Origin of the sequence: Leifsonia sp. ZF2019 (assembly GCF_019924635.1) — a bacterium.
Taxonomy (GTDB): domain Bacteria; phylum Actinomycetota; class Actinomycetes; order Actinomycetales; family Microbacteriaceae; genus Leifsonia.
On the sequence record NZ_CP065037.1, the window covers coordinates 3,582,788 to 3,605,546 of the forward strand.

Annotated in this window: 24 protein-coding genes; 14 read left to right on the plus strand and 10 right to left on the minus strand. The window is 71.2% G+C overall.

All coding sequences use genetic code 11. The features are described from left to right. Positions 1-7: 7 nt before the first annotated feature. Positions 8-892, minus strand: a complete 885-nt coding sequence (gene ypfJ / locus IT072_RS17585; protein ID WP_223358127.1) for a KPN_02809 family neutral zinc metallopeptidase — start codon at positions 890-892, stop codon at positions 8-10. Positions 893-1,012: 120 nt separating this feature from the next. Here ypfJ and IT072_RS17590 point away from each other — a divergent pair, with 120 nt between their 5' ends. Then, positions 1,013-1,996 carry a malate dehydrogenase gene (locus IT072_RS17590; RefSeq protein WP_223358128.1) on the plus strand — a complete coding sequence of 328 codons (984 nt, stop codon included), beginning with the start codon at positions 1,013-1,015 and terminating at the stop codon, positions 1,994-1,996. Between the two features lie 36 nt (positions 1,997-2,032). Here the strand turns inward: IT072_RS17590 and IT072_RS17595 are convergent, their stop codons facing one another. From IT072_RS17595 to IT072_RS17610, 4 genes are all read right to left on the minus strand, one after another. Further along, positions 2,033-2,845 carry a zeta toxin family protein gene (locus tag IT072_RS17595; RefSeq protein WP_223358129.1) on the minus strand — a complete coding sequence of 271 codons (813 nt, stop codon included), beginning with the start codon at positions 2,843-2,845 and terminating at the stop codon, positions 2,033-2,035. After that, the gene (locus IT072_RS17600) at positions 2,842-3,378 is read right to left on the minus strand and encodes a winged helix-turn-helix domain-containing protein (RefSeq protein ID WP_223358130.1); all 537 of its coding nucleotides are present in this window, start codon (positions 3,376-3,378) and stop codon (positions 2,842-2,844) included. Before IT072_RS17600 ends, IT072_RS17595 begins: the two co-directional genes overlap by 4 nt. Before the next feature lie 68 nt (positions 3,379-3,446). Further along, positions 3,447-5,546 (minus strand): acyl-CoA dehydrogenase family protein, encoded by a 2,100-nt coding sequence (locus IT072_RS17605; protein ID WP_223358131.1) that lies wholly within the window; start codon positions 5,544-5,546, stop codon positions 3,447-3,449. A gap of 171 nt (positions 5,547-5,717) precedes the next feature. Continuing rightward, positions 5,718-6,281 (minus strand): hypothetical protein, encoded by a 564-nt coding sequence (locus IT072_RS17610; RefSeq protein WP_223358132.1) that lies wholly within the window; start codon positions 6,279-6,281, stop codon positions 5,718-5,720. 131 nt (positions 6,282-6,412) lie between these two features. Between IT072_RS17610 and IT072_RS17615 the strand changes: the two genes are divergently transcribed. From IT072_RS17615 to IT072_RS17625, 3 genes are all read left to right on the plus strand, one after another. After that, the gene (locus IT072_RS17615) at positions 6,413-7,021 is read left to right on the plus strand and encodes an RNA polymerase sigma factor (protein WP_223358133.1); all 609 of its coding nucleotides are present in this window, start codon (positions 6,413-6,415) and stop codon (positions 7,019-7,021) included. Continuing rightward, entirely contained in the window at positions 7,014-7,520 is a 507-nt protein-coding gene (locus IT072_RS17620) for a hypothetical protein (RefSeq protein ID WP_223358134.1), read from the plus strand. The genes IT072_RS17615 and IT072_RS17620 overlap by 8 nt, the downstream gene beginning before the upstream one ends. A 112-nt stretch (positions 7,521-7,632) precedes the next feature. Next, a complete protein-coding gene (locus IT072_RS17625) occupies positions 7,633-8,055 on the plus strand; it encodes an Hsp20/alpha crystallin family protein (protein WP_223358135.1) in 423 nt (140 codons plus the stop codon). 121 nt (positions 8,056-8,176) lie between these two features. Here IT072_RS17625 and IT072_RS17630 read toward each other — a convergent pair whose 3' ends face one another. Both IT072_RS17630 and recQ read right to left on the minus strand, forming a co-directional pair. Further along, the gene (locus IT072_RS17630; protein WP_223358136.1) at positions 8,177-8,620 is read right to left on the minus strand and encodes a DapH/DapD/GlmU-related protein; all 444 of its coding nucleotides are present in this window, start codon (positions 8,618-8,620) and stop codon (positions 8,177-8,179) included. A 169-nt stretch (positions 8,621-8,789) separates the two neighbouring features. Next, a complete protein-coding gene (gene recQ / locus IT072_RS17635; RefSeq protein WP_223358137.1) occupies positions 8,790-10,772 on the minus strand; it encodes a DNA helicase RecQ in 1,983 nt (660 codons plus the stop codon). A 94-nt stretch (positions 10,773-10,866) separates the two neighbouring features. On the opposite strand from recQ, the gene IT072_RS17640 reads away from it, so the two are divergent. The 3 genes from IT072_RS17640 (at position 10,867) to IT072_RS17650 (ending at position 12,669) form a co-directional block, all read left to right on the plus strand. Beyond that, positions 10,867-11,451: a dihydrofolate reductase family protein gene (locus IT072_RS17640; protein WP_223358138.1), complete on the plus strand. Its 585-nt coding sequence runs from the start codon at positions 10,867-10,869 to the stop codon at positions 11,449-11,451. Further along, a complete protein-coding gene (locus IT072_RS17645; RefSeq protein WP_223358139.1) occupies positions 11,451-12,320 on the plus strand; it encodes an EamA family transporter in 870 nt (289 codons plus the stop codon). The genes IT072_RS17640 and IT072_RS17645 overlap by 1 nt, the downstream gene beginning before the upstream one ends. Before the next feature lie 94 nt (positions 12,321-12,414). After that, positions 12,415-12,669, plus strand: coding sequence for a hypothetical protein (locus IT072_RS17650; protein WP_223358140.1), 255 nt, complete (start codon positions 12,415-12,417; stop codon positions 12,667-12,669). A gap of 45 nt (positions 12,670-12,714) precedes the next feature. Here IT072_RS17650 and IT072_RS17655 read toward each other — a convergent pair whose 3' ends face one another. Then, entirely contained in the window at positions 12,715-13,938 is a 1,224-nt protein-coding gene (locus tag IT072_RS17655; RefSeq protein WP_442786773.1) for an IS30 family transposase, read from the minus strand. 152 nt (positions 13,939-14,090) lie between these two features. On the opposite strand from IT072_RS17655, the gene IT072_RS17660 reads away from it, so the two are divergent. From IT072_RS17660 to IT072_RS17675, 4 genes are read left to right on the plus strand one after another with little or no spacing between them, the layout of a single operon-like run. After that, entirely contained in the window at positions 14,091-15,662 is a 1,572-nt protein-coding gene (locus IT072_RS17660) for an amino acid permease (RefSeq protein WP_223358141.1), read from the plus strand. Between the two features lie 47 nt (positions 15,663-15,709). Next, positions 15,710-16,303 (plus strand): ECF transporter S component, encoded by a 594-nt coding sequence (locus IT072_RS17665; protein WP_223358142.1) that lies wholly within the window; start codon positions 15,710-15,712, stop codon positions 16,301-16,303. A 5-nt stretch (positions 16,304-16,308) separates the two neighbouring features. Continuing rightward, complete coding sequence (locus IT072_RS17670; RefSeq protein ID WP_223358143.1) at positions 16,309-18,051, plus strand: ABC transporter ATP-binding protein; 1,743 nt, start codon at positions 16,309-16,311, stop codon at positions 18,049-18,051. Continuing rightward, a complete protein-coding gene (locus IT072_RS17675; RefSeq protein ID WP_223358144.1) occupies positions 18,048-18,851 on the plus strand; it encodes an energy-coupling factor transporter transmembrane component T family protein in 804 nt (267 codons plus the stop codon). Before IT072_RS17670 ends, IT072_RS17675 begins: the two co-directional genes overlap by 4 nt. A gap of 7 nt (positions 18,852-18,858) precedes the next feature. Here IT072_RS17675 and IT072_RS17680 read toward each other — a convergent pair whose 3' ends face one another. Continuing rightward, positions 18,859-19,179 (minus strand): DUF7882 family protein, encoded by a 321-nt coding sequence (locus tag IT072_RS17680; protein ID WP_223358145.1) that lies wholly within the window; start codon positions 19,177-19,179, stop codon positions 18,859-18,861. A gap of 134 nt (positions 19,180-19,313) precedes the next feature. Here IT072_RS17680 and IT072_RS17685 point away from each other — a divergent pair, with 134 nt between their 5' ends. Further along, positions 19,314-19,574, plus strand: coding sequence for a hypothetical protein (locus tag IT072_RS17685; protein WP_223358146.1), 261 nt, complete (start codon positions 19,314-19,316; stop codon positions 19,572-19,574). 19 nt (positions 19,575-19,593) lie between these two features. Here IT072_RS17685 and IT072_RS17690 read toward each other — a convergent pair whose 3' ends face one another. Next, positions 19,594-20,379, minus strand: coding sequence for an EAL domain-containing protein (locus IT072_RS17690; protein ID WP_223358147.1), 786 nt, complete (start codon positions 20,377-20,379; stop codon positions 19,594-19,596). A 176-nt stretch (positions 20,380-20,555) separates the two neighbouring features. Here IT072_RS17690 and IT072_RS17695 point away from each other — a divergent pair, with 176 nt between their 5' ends. Together IT072_RS17695 and IT072_RS17700 are read left to right on the plus strand one after the other, a co-directional pair. Beyond that, positions 20,556-21,377, plus strand: coding sequence for an alpha/beta fold hydrolase (locus tag IT072_RS17695; protein ID WP_223358148.1), 822 nt, complete (start codon positions 20,556-20,558; stop codon positions 21,375-21,377). After that, on the plus strand, positions 21,374-22,756 hold the full coding sequence (locus IT072_RS17700; protein ID WP_223358149.1) for a sensor domain-containing diguanylate cyclase: 1,383 nt from the start codon (positions 21,374-21,376) through the stop codon (positions 22,754-22,756). The genes IT072_RS17695 and IT072_RS17700 overlap by 4 nt, the downstream gene beginning before the upstream one ends. The last annotated feature ends 3 nt before the right edge of the window (positions 22,757-22,759 follow it).

The following is a 22,759-nucleotide window of genomic DNA, read 5'->3' on the forward strand; positions in this document are numbered from 1 at the left end:
CGGCCGGTCAGAGCCGAGCCGCGGACACCGAGAACGTGTCGCACGCCTGCGCGCCCTGCTGGTAGCCGGTGGTGAACCAGCGCTGCCGTTGCTCCGCCGACCCGTGCGTCCATCCCTCCGGGTCCACCCGCCCGGTCGACGCCTGCTGGATGCGGTCGTCGCCCACCGACGCCGCGGCGCTCAGCGCATCCTGGATCTGCGCCGTCGTGATCGGCTGCAGGAACGCCACCCCGTTCTCGTCCGCCGTCGTCGACGCCGCGGCCGCCCACGAACCGGCGAAGCAGTCCGCCTGCAGTTCGAGGCGCACGCTGTCGGACGCCGCCCCCGCCGCGCGGCTGGTGTGCTGCGCCATGATCCCGCCGATGTTCTGGATATGGTGGCCCCACTCGTGCGCGACCACGTACATCTCTGCCAGCGGTCCGCCGCTCGACCCGAACCGGGACCGCAGCTCGTCGTAGAACCCGGTGTCGACGTAGATCGTGCGATCGGCCGGGCAGTAGAACGGCCCTGTCGCGCTCGACGCGGACCCGCACCCCGTGCTCGTCCCTCCGGTGAAGAGGACGAAGTCCGGCGAGCTGTACCGCCCGCCGAGCGCGGGCAGCTCTGTCGCCCAGTACGCCTCCAGCGACGCCGCCGCCCCCTTCATCCGGCAGTCGACGCTCGCATTCGCATCCGCGCCGGTCCGGCAGTCCTGCAGCTCCGAGCCCGTGCCGATCTGCTGGGAGCCCGTCGCGTCCCCGCCGACCAGCCCGCTCACATCCACCCCGAGCAGCTGTGCGATCAGGAACACCACGACCGCGCCGACCCCGACCCCGCCGGCCGCGATCCCCGCCGTGCGCCCACGGCGCTTGACCTTGCCGCCACTGATGTCCGCGTCGGGATTGAACGTCATGCGGCACACGGTACCGCGGAGCGGGGGTCCCGGGTATGGGTGGCGGTGCGCAGGCCGGGGCAGCGGTTTCTCCCGGCCCGGCCCATCCCGCTCGCCGTGCACCCGGGCTAGGCTCGCCCCATGAGCCCCACCCCTGTCACCGTGACCGTCACCGGCGCGGGCGGCCAGATCGGTTACGCCCTTCTTTTCCGCATCGCCTCCGGCCAGTTGCTCGGGCGGGAGGTGCCGGTGCGGTTGCGGCTGCTCGAGATTCCCGCCGGGCGGTCGGCGGCGGAGGGGACGGCGCTCGAGCTGCAGGACGGCGCCTTTCCGCTGGTGCGCTCGATCGATGTCACGGAGGACGCCGGCGCCGCGTTCGACGGCGCGAACGTCGCGCTGCTGGTCGGCGCCCGGCCGCGCGGGGCGGGGATGGAGCGGGCCGATCTCCTGGAGGCCAACGGCGCGATCTTCGGGCCGCAGGGTGCGGCGATCAACGCGGGCGCGGCCGACGACATCCGGGTGCTGGTGGTCGGCAACCCCGCCAACACGAACGCCCTCATCGCGAGCGCACACGCCCCCGATGTCCCCGCGGAGCGGTTCACCGCCATGACCCGGCTCGACCACAATCGGGCCGTCGCGCAGCTCGCCGCGAAGCTCGGCGTGCCCGTGTCGGCGATCGAGCGCGTCATCGTGTGGGGCAACCACTCCGCCAGCCAGTACCCCGACCTGAGCCACGCCACGGTCGACGGGCGCCCGGCCTCGGACCTCGTGGACGAGCGCTGGCTGGCCGACGAGTACATCCCGCGCGTCGCGAAGCGTGGCGCCGAGATCATCCAGGTGCGCGGCTCCTCGAGTGCGGCATCCGCGGCGAGCGCCGCCATCGACCACGTGCACGACTGGGTGAACGGCACCGGCGACCGCTGGACCTCCGCCGCGATCGTCTCCGACGGCAGCTACGGCGTCCCCGCCGGCCTCATCTCGTCGTTCCCGGTGCGCGCCGTCGACGGTCAGTGGAGGATCGTCGACGGCCTGGAGATCGACGCCTTCTCCCGCGAGCGCATCGACGCCTCCGTCGCCGAGCTCATCGAGGAGCGGGACGCGGTACGGGAGCTGGGGCTGCTGTAGCGCAGACGGCCGAGCCGGGCACTCGGCGGAGGACCGTCACTCCGTCTCGATGAGCCGCAGCTCCGACTCCCATCCGAGGTCGCGCGCGAAATCGTGGAGACGTCGCGCGTTCTCGGAGGTGACCGTCGGCTTGCCGGACCGGTAGTAGGCCCGGATCGCTGCCGGGGCGACGAACCGACCGCCCAACGGGTCGGAGCGATCCGAACGCACCCGCCACCACCGGTCCAGTGCTCGGTCCACGGCGATGTCTGCGGGTGCCTCGACGTCGAAGACGACGAGCCGGTCGTACCCGTAGGAGTCGAGCTCTTCGAGCAGCTCGGCAGTGTGGTCGACACTCGAGAGCGTGCCATGCACGATCACGTTCTCGCCGTCGGCGAAGCAGGCGCGGCGCATCGCGGCGGCCACCTCGGTCGACTCGGCGTGGACGAATCCGGACAGCTCTCGCAGCGACACCGGGAGGTCGTCCCCGAGCGTGCGGGCGGTCCACGCGTCGAGCAACCCGTCCGCGTCCGCGTGCGCGAGCAGGTCGTCCTTGAAGTCATCGGCGTCGATACTCCGGAAGGCGACCAGCTCGGCCTCCTCAGCCAACGCCGTGCTCTTGCCCGCGCCGGGAGGGCCGGCCGTCACAACGACCGCGAGCCGCCCTTCGGCCGGCGGAATCGGGCTGGCCGCCCGACTCTGCTCCACCAGGGACTCGTGGAGCCGGACGCGCGCAACCTCGTAGAGCTCATCCGTCGCATACAGGGTGCGAGTGCTGGTGCCGGGCTTATCCGACCACGGGTCGTCCAGGCTCCAGCCGCGCAGCAGAGCGGACAGCTCCCTCGCGACGGAGTCGCGACTCGACGTCACCGCGCGTTCGCCCGTCGACGCGCGATCGCACGTCGCACGGCCTCGTACTCCTCGTCGCTCAGCAGACCGTCGTGGAGCGCCTCGGCGAGTTGCTTCGTCGTCCCCAGCGCGCCCGCCGCACCATCCGTCGCCGAACGCTTGCGCGGGGTGCTGCTCGAGAAGGTCATCCCCTTGAGGAGCTTCAGCATCTCGGTCGAGCTGATCTCGCCCGTCGAACGCTGGAGGATGATCTCGCGCGGAGTGACCTCGGTCGCGGGAACGACCTCCCGACGTTTGAGGCGTCGCGAGACCTCCGGCTGCGACAGCCCGGCGACGCGGGCGATGTCGCGTTGCGACAACCCCGCGTCGTGCATCGCGTAGATGCCGCGGCGGATGCGGCGCTCCGCCAGCTCGCGCTGCTCGCGCCCGGCGGCGATCTCCGCGATGGCCGCCACGGCGCGACGTCGCTGGGGAGCGCTCGTCAGCTTGGCGATCAAAGCTTCGAGCTGGCCGGACGGCTCCGGACGTTGCCGGCTGTTCTGAACGATGGCCACAGACATTCACCTCCGACAGGACCGAATGATACAAATGGTATCACCCGCACCTGACGACCTGCCCGCGCTCAGCGCTTCTTCTGGCTCTTCTCCTGCGCGGGCAGAGTCCCCGCCGCGCGCGCCTCGGCGAAGTACGCCCGAGCCTCCGCCTGGCGCTCGCCCTCCGCGCCGCTGGCGATCTTCGCGCGCACCAGCTCGGGCCCGTAGCCGAAGGCGTCCACAAGGTCGACGGCGTGCGGGCGGATGCGGGCGAGCAAGCGGTCGATGTAGGCGGTGACGGCCTGCGCGCGCTGCGGCGAAAGCCGGCCGTGGATGAGGTACCAGGCCGCGTGCTTCTCGATCAGGCCGAAGCCGAAGAGGTCGCGCAGCCACGTGAGCACCTGCTTGGTGCCGGCGTCGGGGGCGTGGTCGAGCGCATCGGTGAACGCCTCCCACTGCAGCAGCTCGCCGTGCGCCCGCGCGGCCTCGATCAGCTCGTTCTGCTGCGAGTTGAACAGTTCGGCGGCGGCCTTCTTGCCCAGCTTGGAGGCGGGGCGGAGGCGCCCGGCGATCTCGGCGATCATCGACTCGACCCGGTCGGTGAGGAGCTCGCGCTGCGTGGCCGACTCCTGCAGCCAGTTGACCGAGCGCGCGGTGGAGCCGAAGTCGCGGACGGTCTGGGCGACGCTGCGCAGTCCGCTGCCGTGGTAGGCCCGGCCGGCGGCCTGCGTGACGACGTAGCGGGCGAGAGCACCGGCGTCGGCCTTGGCGAACTTCTTGCTGTAGTCGGTGAGCAGGCGCTTGGCGACCAGCTGGAGCAGGACGTTGTTGTCGCCCTCGAAGGTGACCCAGATGTCGACGTCCTGGCGGAGGGAGGTGAGCCGGTTCTCGGTGAGGAAGCCGGCGCCACCACACGCCTCCCGCGCCTCCTGCAGCGTGTCGAGGGCGTGCCAGGTGCTCAGCGGTTTGAGCGCCGCCGCGATCGTCTCGAGGTCCTGGCGGTCCGCATCGCTGTCGGCCTTGCCGCTGAAGACGTCGTCGAACTTGTGCAGGAACACCTCGTGGGCGAAGCCCGCCGCGTAGGTGGTGGCGAGCAGCGGGAGCAGCCGGCGCTGGTGGCGCTGGTAGTCGAGCAGCACCTCCTCGTCGGTGTCGCTGCCGGCGGTGAACTGGCGCCGCTCGTTCGCGTAGGTGAGCGCGATCTTGAGGCCGATCTTCGACGCGATGGTCGCGGAGCCGTCGAGCGAGACGCGGCCCTGCACGAGCGTGCCCAGCATGGTGAAGAAGCGGCGCCCCGGGCTCTGGATGGACGACGTGTACGTGCCGTCCTCTGCGACGTCGCCGTACCGGTTCAGGAGGTCGGTGCGCGGGATGCGGACGCCGGTGAAGTGGAGGCGGCCGTTGTCGACCCCGTTCAGCCCACCCTTCTGTCCGTCGTCCTCCCCGCCGATGCCGGGCAGGAACGAGCCGTCGGCGTCGCGGATCGGGACGTAGAAGGCGTGGACGCCGTGGTTGACGCCCTGCGTGACGAGCTGCGCGAACACCACGGCGGCGGTCGCGTCGACGGCGGCGTTGCCGAGGTAGTCCTTCCAGGCCCCGCGGAACGGGGTGTCGAGCACGAACTCCTGCGACGCCGGGTCGTAGGTCGCGGTGGTCGCGATGCTGGCGACGTCGGAGCCGTGGCCGGTCTCCGTCATGGCGAACGCGCCGGGCACGTCGAGCGACATGATGCCGGGCAGGTACTTCTCGTGGTGCGGGGCGGTGCCCAGGTGGAGCACCGCGGCACCGAACAGCCCCCACTGCACGCCCGATTTGATCTGCAGCGACGGGTCGGCCGCCACGAGCTCCTCGAACGCGGCGATGTTGCCGCCGTGGTCGTCGCCTCCGCCGACCGACTTCGGGAACGCGCGGTGCACCTGGCCGTTCTCGACGAGCAGGCCGAGCTGCTCGAAGACGCGCTTGCGGTGCTCGGCGACCGGGAGTCCCTCGATCTTCTGCAGCTCGGGTCGGCCCGCCAGCTCGCGCGAGGCCAGGCGCACGTCGGCCCAGTCGCCCAGCAGCTGGCGGCCCAGCGCCTCGACGTCGACGCGCGGGGACGGACCGGCGGCGGCGGAAGACGCGGGCTCGGGGGCGGGTGCGGGTGCGGGTGCGGGTGCAGCGGCGGGGACGCGCTCGGCAGTGTCAACCATGAGTTCCTCTTCGATTCTCTCGTGGGTCGCTGACACGCTACGTCCGCTCGCGCGGAAGCGGAAACGCGCGGTGCGCCGCCTACAAACGCCGGTCGCACGTCCCGCCGGGCGGTTGTGGGATCCTCCAAATCCGGGAGCCCCTGCTTGGAGGATCCACAACCTCCGCGCGGCTTACTTGATCGTCACCGAGTTGGCCAGGTCGTTCATCGCGCCGACGCTGGAGGCGTTGACCTGGTAGCCGAAGCTCGAGCCCGAGTACGCCGGACCGGACCAGATCTTGGTCGTGCAGCCCGCGAAGCTCTTGAACGAGCTGACGCGTCCCGCCCAGCCGACCGAGCTGAGCGGACCGAACTGGTAGACCGTGGAGCCGTTGCAGGCGCCGGAGTTCGTGATCTGGAAGACGGCGCCGCCGTAGCCGGCGTCGTCGAAGAGCTGGGTCTGGACATAGGTGGCGCGGGCGCCGGTGCCCGGGGCCGCGGGCGTCGCCGACGAGCGCTGTGCCCCCGGCCCGATCACCACGAGGTGCTGCTCGGCGAGCACGGCCGCGTTGAGGTCCTCGCCCGGGTCGACGCACACGAGCGAGGCCGTGCCGAGGTCGTAGGAGCACGACGCGAGCGGAGCCGCCGCGGCGTTCGCGGCCGCGGCGGGCGCCACGGCGAGTGCGAGCGCGGCCAGGCCGGCGAGCAGGAGGCGGGCTGAGCGGGCGGATCGGGTGGTTCGGGTGGTTCGGGTCATCTCGGGTCCCCTTGAGTGTCATTGTGCCGGCGGGTTCCAGCACGTCTCGATTCTCTCGACGCCCCTTCCGACCTTCTTCGGTGCGCGCACCGATCCTGAGAGGATCGGCCCAGGAGGCACATTCCCTAGTCATGAGCGATCTCGCCAACGAGACCGACGCCACGGGCGCGGCAGCGTCCGACGTGTCGGACGTCGCTCTGCTGGCGGAGCTCGCGGCAGGGAGCAAAGCCGCGTTCTCGCGCCTCTACGACCGCCACAGCCGCATCGTCTACGCGTACGCCGCCTCCCGTCTCACCACCCGCGACGACGTGGAGGAGATCAGTCAGGACGTCTTCGTCACTCTGTGGCGCAAGCGGTCCGCTCTGTCGATCGCCGGCGAGTCCGCGCTGCCGTGGCTGCTGGTGACCTGCCGCAACCTCATCCTGAACCGGCGACGGGCGAACCAGTCGGCCGCCCGCCGCCGCACCGACGCGCCCGTCGACGACACGCTTGCGGACACCGCTCCCGGGCCGGACGTGATGACCGAGCGCGCGCAGCTGCTCGCGCTCGTCGAGGCCGCCGCCGCGCGACTGCCCGAGCCGGATCGGACGATCTTCGAGCTCTGCATCCGGGGGTATGCGAGCTACGAGGAGGCCGCGGTGGCCGCCGGGATCAGCGCCGGTGCGGTGCGCAATCGACTCAGCCGGCTGCGCACGCGCCTCCGGTCCGAACTCCAGACACTCAGGGGGACCGATGACTGACCGCAGTCTGCTCCCGGACGACACGCGATTCGAGGAGCTGAAGGACCGCCTCCTCGACACGATCGCGACGGACGATCGCCGCCGCACACGCCGCCATCGGCTCGCCGCGATCGGTATCGCCGGCGTGCTCGTCGCCGGCACGACCGCCGGCGGTATCGCCATCGCCCGGGCGAGCCAGGGCGAGATCAACGACACCGTCGAGTGCTACGGGACCGCCGACCTCAACGGGCCGTCCTTCACCTCGGCGTGGCAGCCCGGCGACCTCGAGGCGACCACCCCCACCCCGCTGGAGCAGCGCATCGCGCTCGCGGAGGACCAGTGCGCGGCGGGGTGGCGTATCGGGTCTTTCCGCCCGCAGGGCAGTTCGAGCGACGCGGACGAGCCCGTCCCCGCCTTGAAGGCCTGCCAGCTGCCCGACGGTCGCCTGGCCGTCTTCCCCTCGGAGCGGGCGGTGGCGGACCTGTGCGCACGCTTGGGCCTCTCGCTCCCGACGCCTTGAACCCGGATCCCGCGAGGAAACCGTTGGCACTCTCATAGGGAGAGTGCTAATCTGGTGCCGGGTCACGGGGACCCTCGTGACCCTTCGTTCGCATCGCGAAAGGAGATTGATCATGTCTGTCCCATTTGATGTCGTGAGCCAGTTCGACCGCATCGCGTCGAGCATCTTCGACACCGGCCGCTCGCCTCGCCTGATGCCGGTCGACCTCTTCCGTGAGGGCGATCAGTACGTCCTGAGCGCCGACCTCCCGGGCATCGACCCCTCGTCGGTCGACCTCGACGTCGACGGCCAGCTCCTCACCATCCGGGCCGAACGCCTCGCCCCCGCCCGCGAGAACGTCAAGTGGCTCGCGCACGAGCGGCCGTTCGGCGCCTACATGCGGCAGTTCACCCTGGGCGACGGCGTCGACGTCGAGAGGATCACCGCCAACTACGAGCACGGCGTGCTCTCGGTCATCATCCCGATGGCCGAACGCGCGAAGCCGCGCAAGATCAGGGTCGGTACGGCCGACGAGCGCAAAGAAGTGGCGGCGTGACTGACGTCGGTCCGCGCTGAAGACGGCACGACTCACCCGCTGACAGCGAAGGAGCCATTCTCCGCACCGACAGGTGGGGAGAACGGCTCCTTCGTTCGTCTGCGGCGACGCGGGGTGGCGGTCAGGCCGCGCGGCGCGCCTGACGCGGCACCGCGCGGAGCGCATCCCGCGCGTGGACGCCTTCCCGTCCGGCGAGGACCGTTCCCGGCTCCAGCTGGGCATCGCGCTCGATACGCGCACCGTTGCCGATCATGGCGTTCGCGCCGATCTTGGCGTTGCTGCCGATCTTCGCGTTGCTGCCGACCACACTGCCCGCGCCGATGTGGACATTCGCGCCCACGAACGTGCGGTCGCCGACGGTGGCTCCACGGTCGACCCAGCTGCCCGCGCCGACATAGGCGTCGAGCCCGACCCGGGCCTCCGCCTCGACATAGGCGGTCGGCTCGATGTAGGCCGACTCCGCGACACGCGCCGTCGGAGCGACCAGCCCCCGGCCGTTGGCGTGCCGCCGATACTTGATCACTGCGCCGGTCTCGTCCTCGAGCTCCTCGATCATCCGTGCCATCGTCTCCTCCTTCGAGATCGTCGCCTGTGCGGACAGTGTCCTGCCCGAACATCGGTACAACACTGGGAGGCGTCCGAAGATTCCCTGATCGCCCCAGCGAATCGCCACCGTACGCCCGACCGCGCGACGAGACCAGGGGATCAGGTGGGAGTCGGCAGGGAGTCGGGTGCTACCCCTCGGCAGCCACCACGTCGAGCAACGCCTGGCCGTACGCTTCCCGCTTCTTCGCCCCGATCCCGCTGATGCCGTCGAGGTCACCGAGGCTGGCGGGGCGGGCGGAGGCGACGGCGCGCAGGGTGGCGTCGCCGAAGACGATGTAGGCGGGGACGCCCTGCGACTTGGCCTCGCCGGCGCGCCACGCGCGGAGCGCCTCGAAGAGCGGCAGATCGGCCGCGGAGACGTCGGCGGGTGCGGCGCTGCGGGAGGAGCGGCTCGCCCGCTCGGGGCGTTCGGGCTCCCGGCGCAGGATGACGGGACGCTCCCCGGCCAGCACGGCCGCACTGTCGGGGGTGAGGACGAGCACGCCGTACTCGCCCTCCGGCTTGAGGAGCTCCTGGGCGATGAGCTGCCGCACGACGCCGCGCCACTGGCTCTCGCTGAGGTCGGCGCCGATGCCCCAGGTGGAGAGGGCGTCGTGGCCGTACTGCTCGACGCGGGGCGTGCGCTTGCCGCGCACGATGTCGACGAGGTGGCCGGCGCCGAAACGCTGGTTGCGCTCGCGGGCGAGCCGCACGACGGTGGAGAGGAGCTTCTGCGCGGGCACGGTGCCGTCCCAGCTCTCGGGTGGGGTGAGGCAGGTGTCGCAGTTGCCGCACGGCTCGGAGCGCTGCCCGAAGTAGCCGAGCAGGTTCACCCGACGGCACTGCACCGTCTCGCACAAGGCGAGCATGGCGTCCAGATGCTGCGTGAGCCGGCGGCGGTGCGCGAGGTCGCCCGGGGAGTCGTCGATCATCCGGCGCTGCTGCACGACGTCGTGCAGGCCATAGGCGAGCCAGGCCGTCGAGGGGAGGCCGTCGCGGCCCGCGCGCCCCGTCTCCTGGTAGTAGCCCTCCACCGACTTCGGGAGGTCGATGTGGGCGACGAAGCGCACGTCCGGCTTGTCGATGCCCATGCCGAAGGCGATGGTCGCGACCACGATCACGCCCTCCTCGCGGAGGAAGCGCGACTGGGTCCGCGCGCGCAGCCCCGCGTCGAGACCGGCGTGATACGGGAGGGCGGTGAGCCCGCGTGCCGAGAGGAACTCGGCCGTGCGCTCCACGGAGTTGCGCGAGAGGGCGTAGACGATGCCCGCCTCGCCCGGGTGCTCCACTGTGATGAAGTCGAGCAGCTGCTTGCGCACCTCCACCTTGGGCACGATGCGGTACTGGATGTTGGGGCGGTCGAAGTCGGCGACGAAGTGCTGCGCCTGCTCGAGCCGGAGCCGCGACGTGATCTCGCGATGCGTGGCCTCGGTGGCGGTGGCGGTGAGCGCGATGCGCGGCACGCCGGGCCAGCGGTCGGCCAGCTCGGAGAGCGCGAGGTAGTCGGGCCGGAAGTCGTGGCCCCACTGCGAGACGCAGTGCGCCTCGTCGATGGCGAACAGTGCGATGCGGCCGCGCTCGAGGAAGCGCTTGGTGGCCTCCGACGACAGCCGCTCGGGCGCGACGTAGAGGATGTCGAGCTCCCCCGACAGGTAGGCGCGCTCGACGGCCGCACGCTGCTGGCCGTCCTGCGTGGAGTTGAGGAACGCCGCACGCACGCCCACCGCGGTGAGCGCGTCGACCTGATCCTGCATGAGCGCGATCAGCGGGGACACGACGACACCGGTGCCCTCCCGCACCAGAGACGGGATCTGGTAGCAGAGGCTCTTGCCTCCGCCCGTGGGCATCAGGACGACCGCGTCGCCGCCTCCGACCACCTGGTCGATGATCTGCGCCTGCTGGCCGCGGAAGCTGTCGTAGCCGAAGACCGTCTTCAACGCCTCCACGGCGGTTGCGAACCGCGGCGCGGCGACGGCCGTCGGGACCGGGGCGGCAGGCGCAGCGTTCGCACCGGCGGGGGCGTCGCCGAACGGCGCCCCCGCGTACGGGTCGTCTCCGAAGTCGGGCAGCGGCGGCTCCTCCTCCAGCGGCGGTGCGTCGCGGTCTTCCGGCACCCAGGCGTTCCAGCTCATCCCTCGATCGTAACGACGACGCCTGACCGTCGACCCGGCGCACGGAATCGGTGGATTCTCGCCGCTTTCCACAGCCCTCCGGTACGATCGCCGCATGCGCCGGCTCGTCGTCACGGAGTTCCTGTCGCTCGACGGCGTCGTCGAGGCGCCGGGCGGCGAGCGCACGCACCCGCACTCCGGCTGGACCTTCCCGTTCGCGTCGGAGGATCTGCAGGCGACGAAGCTCCAGGAGGTGCGCGAAGCCGGTTCCCTGCTGCTGGGCCGCCGCACCTACGAGCAGTTCGCCGAGGCGTGGCCGCCGCGGGAGGGCGAGTTCGCCGACCGGATGAACGGCCTGCGCAAGGCCGTCGTGACCTCCCGCCCCGGTGCTCTCGCGTGGAACGCGGAGCGGCTCGACAGCGCGGCGTCCGGCAGCGTCCGCTCGGCGATCGCCGCGCTGAAGGAGGCCGACGGCGATGACGACGGTGCGATCCTGGTCGCCGGCAGCCCGACCCTCGTGCGCGCCCTGATCGTCTGGGGCCTCGTGGATGAGCTGCGCCTCCTCGTCTACCCCGTCCTGCTCGGCGGCGGGCAGCGCATCTTCCCGGACGACCGCACCAAGTGGACGTTCGAACTGGCCGGGCTCGACCGGTTCGACAGCGGCGCCGTCCTCCACGTCTACCGCTTGGCCGGGAGCTGATGCCGGCCGTCGCGCTCGGCCTCCTCAGCGCACTCGTCTACGGTTCGGCCGATTTCGTCGGCGGTGTCGCAGCACGGCGTATCGGGGCGCTCCGGGCGACCGCTGTCGGCGCTCTGAGCGGACTGGCGCTCCTGCTCCTGTCCCTCCCCCTGGTCGGCGGCGCCTGGACCCCTGCAGCGGTGGGATGGGGCGCTCTGTCGGGCATCGTCGGCTCGGTCGCCGTCTTCCTGCTGTACGCGTGCCTCGCGATCGGCCCGATGAGCATCCTGTCGCCGCTGACCGCGGTGGTGTCGGCGATCGTGCCGCTCACCTGGGGCCTGATCGGCGGCGACCGCTTCGCGCCTGTCGGCTATGTGGCGCTCGGCGTCGCCCTGATCGCCGTCGTGCTCGTCGGTTTCGTGCCCGAGCGCGGCGCCGTGCGGCCGAGCGGCAGAGCGCTGCTCATGGCGGTGGGCGCCGGGGTCTTCATCGGCACCTTCCTCATCCTGCTCGACCAGACGCCCGCCGACTCGGGGGTGGTCCCCCTCATCGCGAACCGCGCGGTGAACGGCGCGATCATGTGGACCGTGGTGGCCCTGGTCGTCGTGCGCGCTCGCACCCGGACGGCGGAGGCGCCGGGAGGTGCCGCATTCACGCGGCGCGGCACCGGCCTCGCCGCCGCGAGCGGGGCCCTCGACGCGTCGGCCAACGTCCTCATCCTGATCGGCCTGCGCGCCGGCGACCTCTCGACGATGTCGGTGCTCGTCGCCCTCTACCCGGCCGGCACCATCCTGCTCGCCGCGATCGTCCTCCGCGAGCGCATCGCCCCCGTCCAGTGGATCGGCCTCGCCCTCGCGGTCGCTGCGGCCGGCATGCTCGCCGCGGCGTAGCGCGTCCCGACGCTCGCACATTCGGCACGAATCGCGGCTTAGGCTCCGGCATTCCCGCGATGTGTGCCGAATGTGCGGGGCTAAGGTCATGACGATGGACATGTTCACGAGCCGCGAGCACCGGTTCTCGCTCGGGACCGACGCCGACTCAGGGACGCCCTACGCCTCCCTCCCCGTGAGCAACGGCGTCGTCGACTACGAGGAGTACTACCGGCTGAGCCCGGAGCAGTACGCCCGATTCCTCGCCGATCACGGCGCCGCGCTGGCCTTCGTGGAGGACTGCCGCCGGCACGAACACGACGACCTCCTTCTGCAGCAGCCGGGCTGGAACCGCGGCACCCCGGTCTGAACGCTCGCACATTCGGACCAAAGCGCGGCTTACGCGACGGCGGTTTCAGCTGGTGAGTGCAACACCTTGTAGGTATTGGTCGAGTTTCTCGGCTGGGGTGTGGAAGTTCAAGGTTTGTCGGGGGCGGATGTTGAGGAGGCGTTGGGTTTCGGCGAGGTCGGCGTCGGGGATGGTGTTGAAGTTGGTGCCCTTGGGGTAGAAGTCTCGGATCAGCCCGTTGAGGTTCTCGTTGCTGCCGCGCTGCCAGGGTGAGTGAGGGTCGGCGAAGAACACCGGGCAACCGGTTGCGATAGTGAAGCGGGCGTGTTCTGCCATCTCGGTGCCCTGATCCCAGGTCAGGGTCGAGAACAGTGCGGACGGCAGGTGGCCGATCATCTCGGTGAGCCGGTCGATGACCGTGGCGGAGTCCCGGGTTCCGGGCAGCCGGCCCAGGAGGGCGAACCGGGTGGAGCGTTCGACCAGGGTGATGATCCCGGAGCCTGCGGGTCCGACGACGAGGTCGCCTTCCCAATGTCCCGGGACGGCGCGGTCGGTGACCTGGGCTGGCCGGTCGCTGAGCCGGGCACCGTCCAGCCAGGGCCGGTTGCTGCGCCGCGGCAGTTTCGACTGCGGGATGCGTCCCGCCCGACCGGTCCGCAACGCTTTGACCACGGTCAGCTCGTGCCGCAACCCGCCTTTGCCCTGAACATAGAGGGCCTGGTAGATCGTCTCAGCCGTCACCCGCATATCCTCTCGCCCCGGGAACAGCAGCGGCAGCCGACCCGCGACCTGCTGCGGGGAGAACCGGGCGTTCAACTGTTCGACCACCGCGGCCCGCAACCACGGATCCTGATCGAGTTTGCGCGGCTTGGGCCGGGCCCGCCGCTGACCGGCGACCTGATGCGCCACCCCCGCCTCATATTGCCACCGCCCCCGATACGACCACCTGGAACGGGCAACCTCCCGCGACACCGTCGACGGTGCCACCCCGACCAGACCCGCGATCCGGCGCAACGAGAACCCCTGCGCCAACCCTGCCTGGATCAACGCCCGATCCGCCAACGACAACCTGCGCCCATGACCCCCCGCCGCGCCACCCGCACCCGACAGCCCGACACGCAACAAACCAGCACGACTCCCCGGCTCAAACCTCATGCCCGCAAGCCTGGCCCACCGCTGCACCCGACCACGCGGCACCCCCACCACCACCGCCACACTCACAGCCGAAGCACCAGCCAACAACAACCCCAACGCCTCAACCCGCGTCTCCAACGACGAATGCAACCCCATCCCAACCCTCCACATCAACAAAGGGTGTTGCACTCACCACCAGAAACCACCGACGCCAAAACCGCGATTCGGTCCAAATCGCGGGAGAACTGACCAGCGCAGTCGAGCCCCGTCGGAGGGTACTGTCGATAGCCGAGCAGGGAGGGGAGCCGATGAGCGCACCGCACGATCCGGCGGACGGGCTGGAGAACCGCCGGGAGCACCTGGGAGATGTCAGCCAGGCGGTCCAGGACTTCGCCAGCGAGCAGGAGGGGTACCACAAGGGGCTGTCGGCGCGGCAGCTGCAGATGATCGCCATCGGCGGCGCGATCGGCACCGGGCTCTTCCTGGGCGCGGGAGGCCGGCTCGAGCAGGGCGGACCACTGCTGGTCTTCGTCTACGCGATCTGCGGGTTCTTCGCCTTCCTGGTGCTCCGGGCGCTCGGCGAGCTCGTGCTGCACCGGCCGTCGTCGGGGTCGTTCGTGTCGTACGCCCGCGAGTTCTACGGCGAGAAGATGGCCTACGTCGCCGGGTGGATGTACTTCCTCAACTGGGCGATGACCGCGATCGTCGACTCCACGGCGATCGCGCTGTACGTGAAGTACTGGAGCGTCTTTACGGTCGTCCCGCAGTGGCTCCTGGCCTTGATCGCCCTCGTCGTGGTGGTGAGCCTCAACCTGATCTCGGTGAAGGTGTTCGGCGAGATGGAGTTCTGGTTCGCGCTGATCAAGGTGGGCGCGCTGGTGGCGTTCCTCCTTGTCGGCATCGTCGTGCTGGCGGCGGGATGGCCGACGGACCTCGGGCCGACCGGTTTCGCGATGCTGGCCGAGAACGGCTGGTTCCTGCCGCACGGCGCGGCGACCATCGGGATGGCGATCGTGCTCGTGCAGGGCGTGGTGTTCGCGTACGCGGGCGTGGAGCTCGTGGGCATCGCGGCAGGCGAGACTGAGAACCCGGAGAAGATCATGCCGCGCGCGATCAACAGCGTCGTCTTCCGCATCGCCGTCTTCTACTGCGGCTCCGTCCTGCTGTTGGCGCTGCTGCTCCCGTCGAGCGCGTACAGCGGGAGCGAGAGCCCCTTCGTCACGTTCTTCAGCCACCTCGGCGGTCCGCAGCTGAGCGCGGTCGTCGGGTCGATCATGAACTTCGTCGTGCTGACGGCGGCGCTGTCGAGCCTCAACGCGGGCATGTACTCGACGGGGCGCATCCTGCACTCGATGGCGCAGTCCGGGGCGGCGCCGGTGTTCACCTCGCGCATGAACGCGCGCGGTGTGCCCTACGGCGGCATCCTGCTGACGGCCGCGATCGGCGTGCTCGGCGTCTTCCTCAACCTGGTCGTGCCGAAGCAGGCGTTCGACATCGTGCTCAATGTCGCCGCCCTCGGGATCATCACCAGCTGGGCCATGATCGTCCTCTGCCAGATGCAGCTGCGCCGCTGGGCGCTCCAGGGCAAGCTGCAGCGGCCCGCGTTGCGGCTGTTCGGCGCACCCTTCACCGCGTATCTGACGCTCGCCTTCCTGGTCGCGGTGCTCGTGCTGATGGCGTTCGACTACCCGACGGGGACGTTCACGGTCGCCTCGCTGGTGGTCATCGTCCCGCTGCTGATCGCCGGGTGGTACGCGCAGCGGTCGCGCATCCTCGCGATCGCGCAGGAGCGGGAGGGGTACACCGGCGCGCATCCGGTCGTCGCCTCGCGCAGACACCCGCGCCCACGTCGCGACCGGCACGACGGACCGCGGGGATGACGTCCGTGTTGTAAGGCTAGGCTTGCCTCTCTTAGGCTGAGGGAGACATGAAGAACACCAGCACGCGACTCCTCCTCACCTGCGCCGCGATCGGCGTGGCGGGTGGGATCGTCTTCTCGATCTCGGCCTATGTCTCGGGCACGCTCGCTGCGGCGGCACCGATGTTCTACGGCGCGGTGATCGGCGTGTACTTCCTCCCCGGGGTGATCGCCCAGGCGCTCCTGCGTCGCGGCGGCGTCGCGCTCATCACCTCCGTGATCGCGGGCCTGGTGTCGGTGCCGTTCCAGCCGATCGGCTTCGCTGCGGTCATGGCGGCCGGATCCATCGGGCTGCTGCAGGAGGTGCCGTTCGCGATCACGCTCTACCGCTATTGGCGGGCGTGGCTGTTCTACACGGCGGTCACCATCGCCGGGCTGATCTTCGGCGTCGGCGTGTTCGTCGCGCAGGGCGCCGACCTGGCCCAGCCGTGGGTGCAGGTCGTGCACATCGGGCTCTTCGTCGTCAGCCCCATCCTCTTCACCTGGCTGGGTCGGCTCGTGGCCGCCGGGCTCGACCGCACCGGCGCCGGCCGCGGCCTGCAGCTGCCGATCGTGCGGCCGCGCCGCCGCGACTCCGACCCGCTGCCGATGACGGCCGCCTGACCGCCGTGGCGGAGGGGCCGGCGCCCCTGCGGGCGCACGGGGTGCGCATCCGGCACGAGGGCGCTGAGGTGTGGACGCCCGACGGTGTTGACCTCCGGATCGCTTCTGGCGAGGTGCTCCTGGTGCTCGGCCCGAGCGGCTGCGGCAAGTCCACGCTCGCCCTCGCCCTCAACGGACTCGTCCCGCACGCGGTGTCCGCCACCCTCGAGGGCACCGTCGTCGTGAGCGGCGTCGCAACCGCCGACGCTCGCGTGGCCGAGCTCAGCGAGCACGTCGGGATGGTGTTCCAGGACCCGGACGCGCAGCTCGTCACCGGCACGGTGCTCGACGAGGTCTGCTTCGGCCCGGAGAACCGGCTCGTCCCCGCGGCGGAGGTGCTGGAACGCGCCGAGCGCGCGCTCCGGGCGGTCGGCCTGTGGGACCGCCGCGCGGACGACCCGGACACCCTCTCCGGCGGCGGCAAGCAGCGCCTCGCGATCGCCTGCGCGCTGGCGCTCGACGCTCCGCTCCTCGTGCTCGACGAGCCGACCGCCAACCTCGATCCCGTCGGCGCCGACGAGGTGTACCGGCTCCTGGGGGAGCTGACGCGCGAGGGTTCCGGCCGCGCCGTCGTGCTCGTGGAGCACAACCTCGACGCCGCGATGGGGATCGTCGACACCGTCCTGGTGCTCGACGCGGCCGGCCGGATGGTCGCGCACGGCCCGGCGGCGGAGGTGCTCCGCGATCGGGCGGAGGAGCTGGCAGGCCTCGGCGTGTGGCTTCCCACCGCCACCCTCGCGGCCCTGCGTCTGCGCGCGGCTGGGTTCGTGCTCGACCCGCTGCCGCTCACCCCGGAGGAGCTCTCCGTGGGGGTGGGGAGTGTCGCCGGCGGGCTCTCCGGCGATCCGGTCGGCCGGCCCGCCGAGACAGCTGAGATCGAGGCGATAGAGGCGACCGGCGACTCCGATCCCGCCATCGCCGTCTCCCGTCTCACCCTCCGACGCGGACGCCGGGAGGTGCTGCGCGATGTCTCCCTGCGGATCGACCGCGGCGACTTCGTGGCCGTCGTCGGGCCCAACGGCGCGGGCAAGAGCACGCTGGTTCAGGCGATCGCGGGCGTTCTGCGGCCGCCGCGCGGGGCGGTCGCGCTCGGCGCACTCGACCCCTCCCGCGCCTCCGTCTCCGAGCTGTCGGGGGCGGTCGGATTCGTCTTCCAGAACCCCGAGCACCAGTTCGTCGCCCATAGCGTGGTCGACGAACTCGCCTTCGGCCTCCGGCAGCGGCGTCTCCCCGAGCAGGAGGTCGACGACCGCGTCGATCGGATGCTGACGACACTCGGCCTCGGGCCGCACCGCGAGGCCCACCCCTTCCTGCTGTCCGGAGGCCAGAAGCGACGCCTCTCGGTCGGGACCGCACTCATCGCGGGCGCGCCGCTGCTGGTCCTCGACGAGCCCACCTTCGGCCAGGACCGCGCCCGTGCGGCGGAGCTGCTGGAGCTCCTGGCCGCTCTGAACGCGGAAGGGACGACGGTGGTCGTCGTCACCCACGATCTCGGTCTCGCCGCCGAGTACGCCTCGCACGTCGCGATCGTGGACGACGGCCGCATCGCCGCGTTCGGGGCGACGGCGCGCATCCTGAGCGATGCCGACCTGCTGGAGCGCGCCGGACTCCGGCAGCCGCCCCTGGTCCGCGCCCTGGCGGACGAGCGCGTGCCCGCGGGGCTGCGCGGAGCGACGCGGCTGCGCGACCTCCCCGGGGGGACGGCATGACCTTCCTGTCGGCAGACCCCTTCGGCACCGGCGCGCCTCCCGCCGCCCGCTTCCTCCACCACCTCAACCCGCTCTCGAAGGTGGCGGCGGTCGTACCCGCGTGGATCGCGCTGCTGTTCACGCGGGACGTCCTCACACCCCTCGTGCTGCTCGTGCTCGGCATCCTGCTTCTGCTGGCGGGTGCGCGCCTGCGCCCGTCGCTGGTGGTGGCGCTGCTCGCCGGCGTCCCGATCGTCGTGCTGGTGATGGCGGCCAGCTTCGGGTTCTGGACGGACCCGTCCCGCGTGGCCGACCGGACCGTGCTGTTCTCCATCGGGGCGTTCGACTACACCGCCGGCGCGCTGGCCGTCGGGGTCGCGACCTCCTTGCGGCTCACCGCGCTCGTCGTGCTGGCGCTGATCGGCGGTCTCACGACGACCGGACCCGATCTCGCGCGGGCCCTGGTGGCGCACCTGCGCATCCCGTACCGCATCGGATACACGGCGGTCGCGGCCTACCGGTTCGTGCCCCGCTTCGGCGCCGAGCTCACGCTGATCCGGCAGGCGCAGCGCGTCCGGGGGGTGGCCCCCGGCCGGGGACCGATCGCCGCCTTCCGCCGCGCGTTCGCCGCGGTCGTGCCGCTGCTCGCGTCGGGCATCCGGCATGCCGACCGGATGGCGCTGGCCATGGAGTCGCGCGCGTTCGGCGCCCACCCCACGCGCACCGAGCGCACGCCGTCACGCTGGCGGGCACGCGATACGGTGTTCACGCTGCTGGCGTGGGCGGTCACCGCGGCGGTGTTCGTGCTCACGCCGCGCTGAGCGCGGGTCAGGATCCGGCGGCGGTCTCGCCGGTGGCCGACTTCTCGTCCGTGATGACCAGGCCGGACGCGCGCCCGGCGGCCACGATCATCGACTCGATCCAGTCGCGGTTGATGCTGATGGCGCGCGAGCCGCTGTAGTAGATGTGGATCGGGACGCCGTTGTCGACCCAGATCGCGTGGCGTCCGCTCCCGCGCTCCACGGGGAGGGGCCAGGAGAGGAAGAAGTTCTCTCCGCGGCGGAGCTTCGTGCTGATCACGATCTGCAGGTGCGTGAGCACCCGGTCGTCGATCTCGAAGCTCTCGCCGTTGTACGACAGGGTTCCCACGATCAACCTTTCGCGAGCGCCGGGACGGGTGGGGCGCTCTCCACGAGGATACCCGCGGTCCGGTATCGCTTTCGCGTGCGCGCGGTACAGTCGGAGGTGCTCGTCCCCCACCGACACCGGAGGTCCCCCCGAATATGATCGTCAACCGCCTCACCGTCGACGGCAAGGACTACTTCCTGCCCGAGCCCGTCTCCGAGTTGCGCACGAAGATCCTGGAGGCGGTCAAGGCGGGCGGCGGCTACGTCAACATCCCACCGCTGCGCGGCGGCCCCGGTGTGGACATCCTCTTCTCGCCCGGAATGCCGGTGACGTGGACGCAGATCGACGTCGGCGGCGAGGGCGATGCCGACGACGCCCCCGTCGTTCCCACCGACGCGGACCTCGACAGCCTCTGACGGACCGGGTGCCTCCGGGTCACGCCCGCGCGGCGTCGCGCAGCCACTCGCCGAAATGCTGCTCCGGCGCAGGTCGGGCGATGTAGTAGCCCTGGGCGCGGTCGCAGCCGGCGACCCGGAGCCGGTCGAGCTGCGTGCGCGTCTCGACACCCTCGCCGACGGTGCGCATCCCGCGCTCCCGCGCGAAATCGACGACGGTCGCGATCGAATGGTCGCCCTTGACGGGAGCCACCAGCCGGCGGTCCAGTTTCAGTTCCGAGGCGCGCAGGTCGATGACGCGGCGCGGTGACGAATGCCCGGCGCCGAAGTCGTCGATCGAGACGACCACGCCGATCTCACGCAGTCGGTCCAGTCGCCCCGCGACCCGTGCCGGGTCGGCGATGATCGTCTCCTCCGTCACCTCAAGGGTGAGGAGATGGGGATCGATCCCGGAGTCCGCGAGCTCCGCGCGGACGCTCTCGTAGAAGTCCTCCGTGGCGAGCTGCGACGGCGCCACGTTCACGGCGACATCGAGAGGCTGCCCGCTGCGCTGCCACTCCGCCGCGGCCCGGCAGCCGGCATGGAGCATTTGGCGACCCAGCTCGTGGATCGCATTGGTCTGCTCGGCGATGGGGATGAACACCGCGGGGGGCACGAAACCGAACTCGGGATGCTCCCAGCGTCCGAGCAGTTCGGCCGCCACGACCCGCCCCGTCGACACCTCGACCTGCGGCTGGAAGTAGGGGATGATCTGTTCGCGGCGCACGGCTTCGGGCAGATCGGCGGTGAGCCGCTCGATCCGTCCGTCATCCGTCACGTTGGTCATCACATCCCAGGCTGGCGGATTCGAATTCCCCCGTCAACGGGGGTTGCGGATTCGGCGATCGGGTGTAAGGGGCGTTCGCAACGGCTTACTCCGCCTCGACATGCGGCTCCGGCACCGGATAATGGGAGGACAGACGGGCCCGCCCCGGGGTGCCGGGCCGCCGATCGAGGAGCCGTATGACGACCGTCACCACCGACGAATCCGCCCGGATCCTGAGCCGCAGCAGCGTACGCGTGCGGGGCGCCGCGACCGGACGTCCACTGGTCTTCGCCCACGGATTCGGCTGCAGCCAGGAGATGTGGCGGCTGGTCGCGCCCGCGTTCGAGGCCGAGCATCCCGTCGTCCTCTTCGATCTCGTCGGCTCAGGGGCGTCGGACCTCGCCGCCTACGATGCGGGCACGTACGACTCCCTGCACGGCTACGCCGACGACGTCATCGAGATCGCCGAGACACTCGATCTGCACGACGCGGTGCTGGTGGGCCATTCGGTCAGCGCGATGATCGGTGTGCTGGCGGCCTCCCGCCGGCCCGACCTGTTCGGCGCGCTCGCGCTCGTCTCCCCCTCCCCCCGCTATATCGACGACATCGATTACCGCGGCGGGTTCAGCCAGGCGGACATCGACGCTCTGCTCGACGCGCTCGACCGCAACTACCTCGGCTGGTCGGCGGCCATCGCCCCGCAGATCATGGGCAACCCCGGCACCCCCGCCCTCGGCGACGAACTGACGGAGAGCTTCTGCCGCACGGATCCCGAGATCGCGCGCCAGTTCGCCCAGGTCACCTTCCTGTCGGACAACCGCCGCGACCTGGCGAAGGTGGGCGTGCCGACGCTCGTGCTGCAGTGCTCCGAGGACATCATCGCTCCGGTCGAGGTCGGGCGGTACGTGCACGAGAGCATCCCGGGCAGCGTCTTCGTGCAGCTGGAGGCCACCGGCCACTGCCCCCACCTGTCCTCCCCGCGAGAGGTCATCGACGCCGTACGGGGGTTCCTGGCGTGACGGCGGGCGAGGACGCCGCCGATCCCGAGCTCTGGGAGGCGGCCCCCTGCGGCCTGCTCACGGCCGACGGCGACGGGCGCATCACCCGCGTCAACACGACCCTCGCCTCCTGGATCGGCCGACCGGCCGCCGAACTCGTCGGAACGCCGTTCGTGGAGCTTCTCGACCCCGGCAGCCGGATCTTCTATGAGACCCGCCAGCTGCCGACACTGCGGCTCGACGGTGCCGTGCACGAGGTCGCGCTGACCGTGATCGCCTCGGACGGCGCCCGCATCCCGGGCCTGATGAACGCCACCGCGGTCGCCGGGCCGGACGGCTCGGCGGAGCGCATCGACATCGCCCTGTTCGACGTCACCCGCCGCGAGGACTGGGAGCGTCAGCTGCTCTCCGCGCGGCGCTCGGCCGAGGAGTCGGAGGCGCGCGCACGAGTGCTGCAGGAGGCCTCGGCCGCCTTCGTCACTAGCGACACGGAGGCGGCACTGGCCGAGACCCTCGCCGAGAGCGCGCGCAGCGCCTTCGCTGCGACAGGCGCCGCCGTCCACATGGCGACGGGTGCGGGTTTCGTGCTCACCGGCGGCGCAGAACCCGCCGACCTCCGCACACTCCTGGACGAGCGGGCCCGCGCGGACCGCATCCTCGTCCTCCGCGTCGATGAGGAGCAGGACCGGTCTCTCGCCGAGGCGCTGGAAGAGGCGCGGGTCGCCGAGCTCACGGTCACCCCCCTGGTCGAGGGCGACTCCGTGATCGGCGCCGTCACCTGCTTCTACGGCCGCGCCCGCGGCGTCGACGCCCTGGAGACCGGCCTGCACGAGGCGCTCGCCCGCCAGGCCGCCCAGGTGCTCCGCCGCATCCGCTTGCAGGCGCAGCTCGAGGCGTACGCCCTGCACGATCCGCTCACCGGGCTCGACAACCGCGCCGCGCTGCGCTCGTCCCTCGCCGACGCGCTCGCGAGGGCCGCCGAGGAGCACGCCCCCGTCGCTCTGATCTTCGTCGACCTCGACGGCTTCAAGGCGATCAACGACGACTTCGACCACACCGAGGGCGACGCCGTGCTGCGCGAGGTGGCCTCCCGGCTGGGCCGCAGCATCCGTCAGGGCGACAGTGTCGGCCGGTTCGGCGGCGACGAGTTCCTCATCGTGTGCGAGGGCATCGACGAACCGGTCGCCGAGGCGATCGCCGAGCGCATCCGCGAGGCGATCCGGCGCCCCCTCACCGGCATCGCCGACGAACGCTCCATCAGCGCCAGCATCGGCGTCGCCGTCCACCGCCCCGCCGGCCGGGAGCCGCTGTCCACCTCCGACATCGTCCGCTCTGCCGACGAAGCGATGTACGCGGCGAAGCAGGCCGGCAAGGACCGGGTCAACGTGATCACGGTCTGAGCG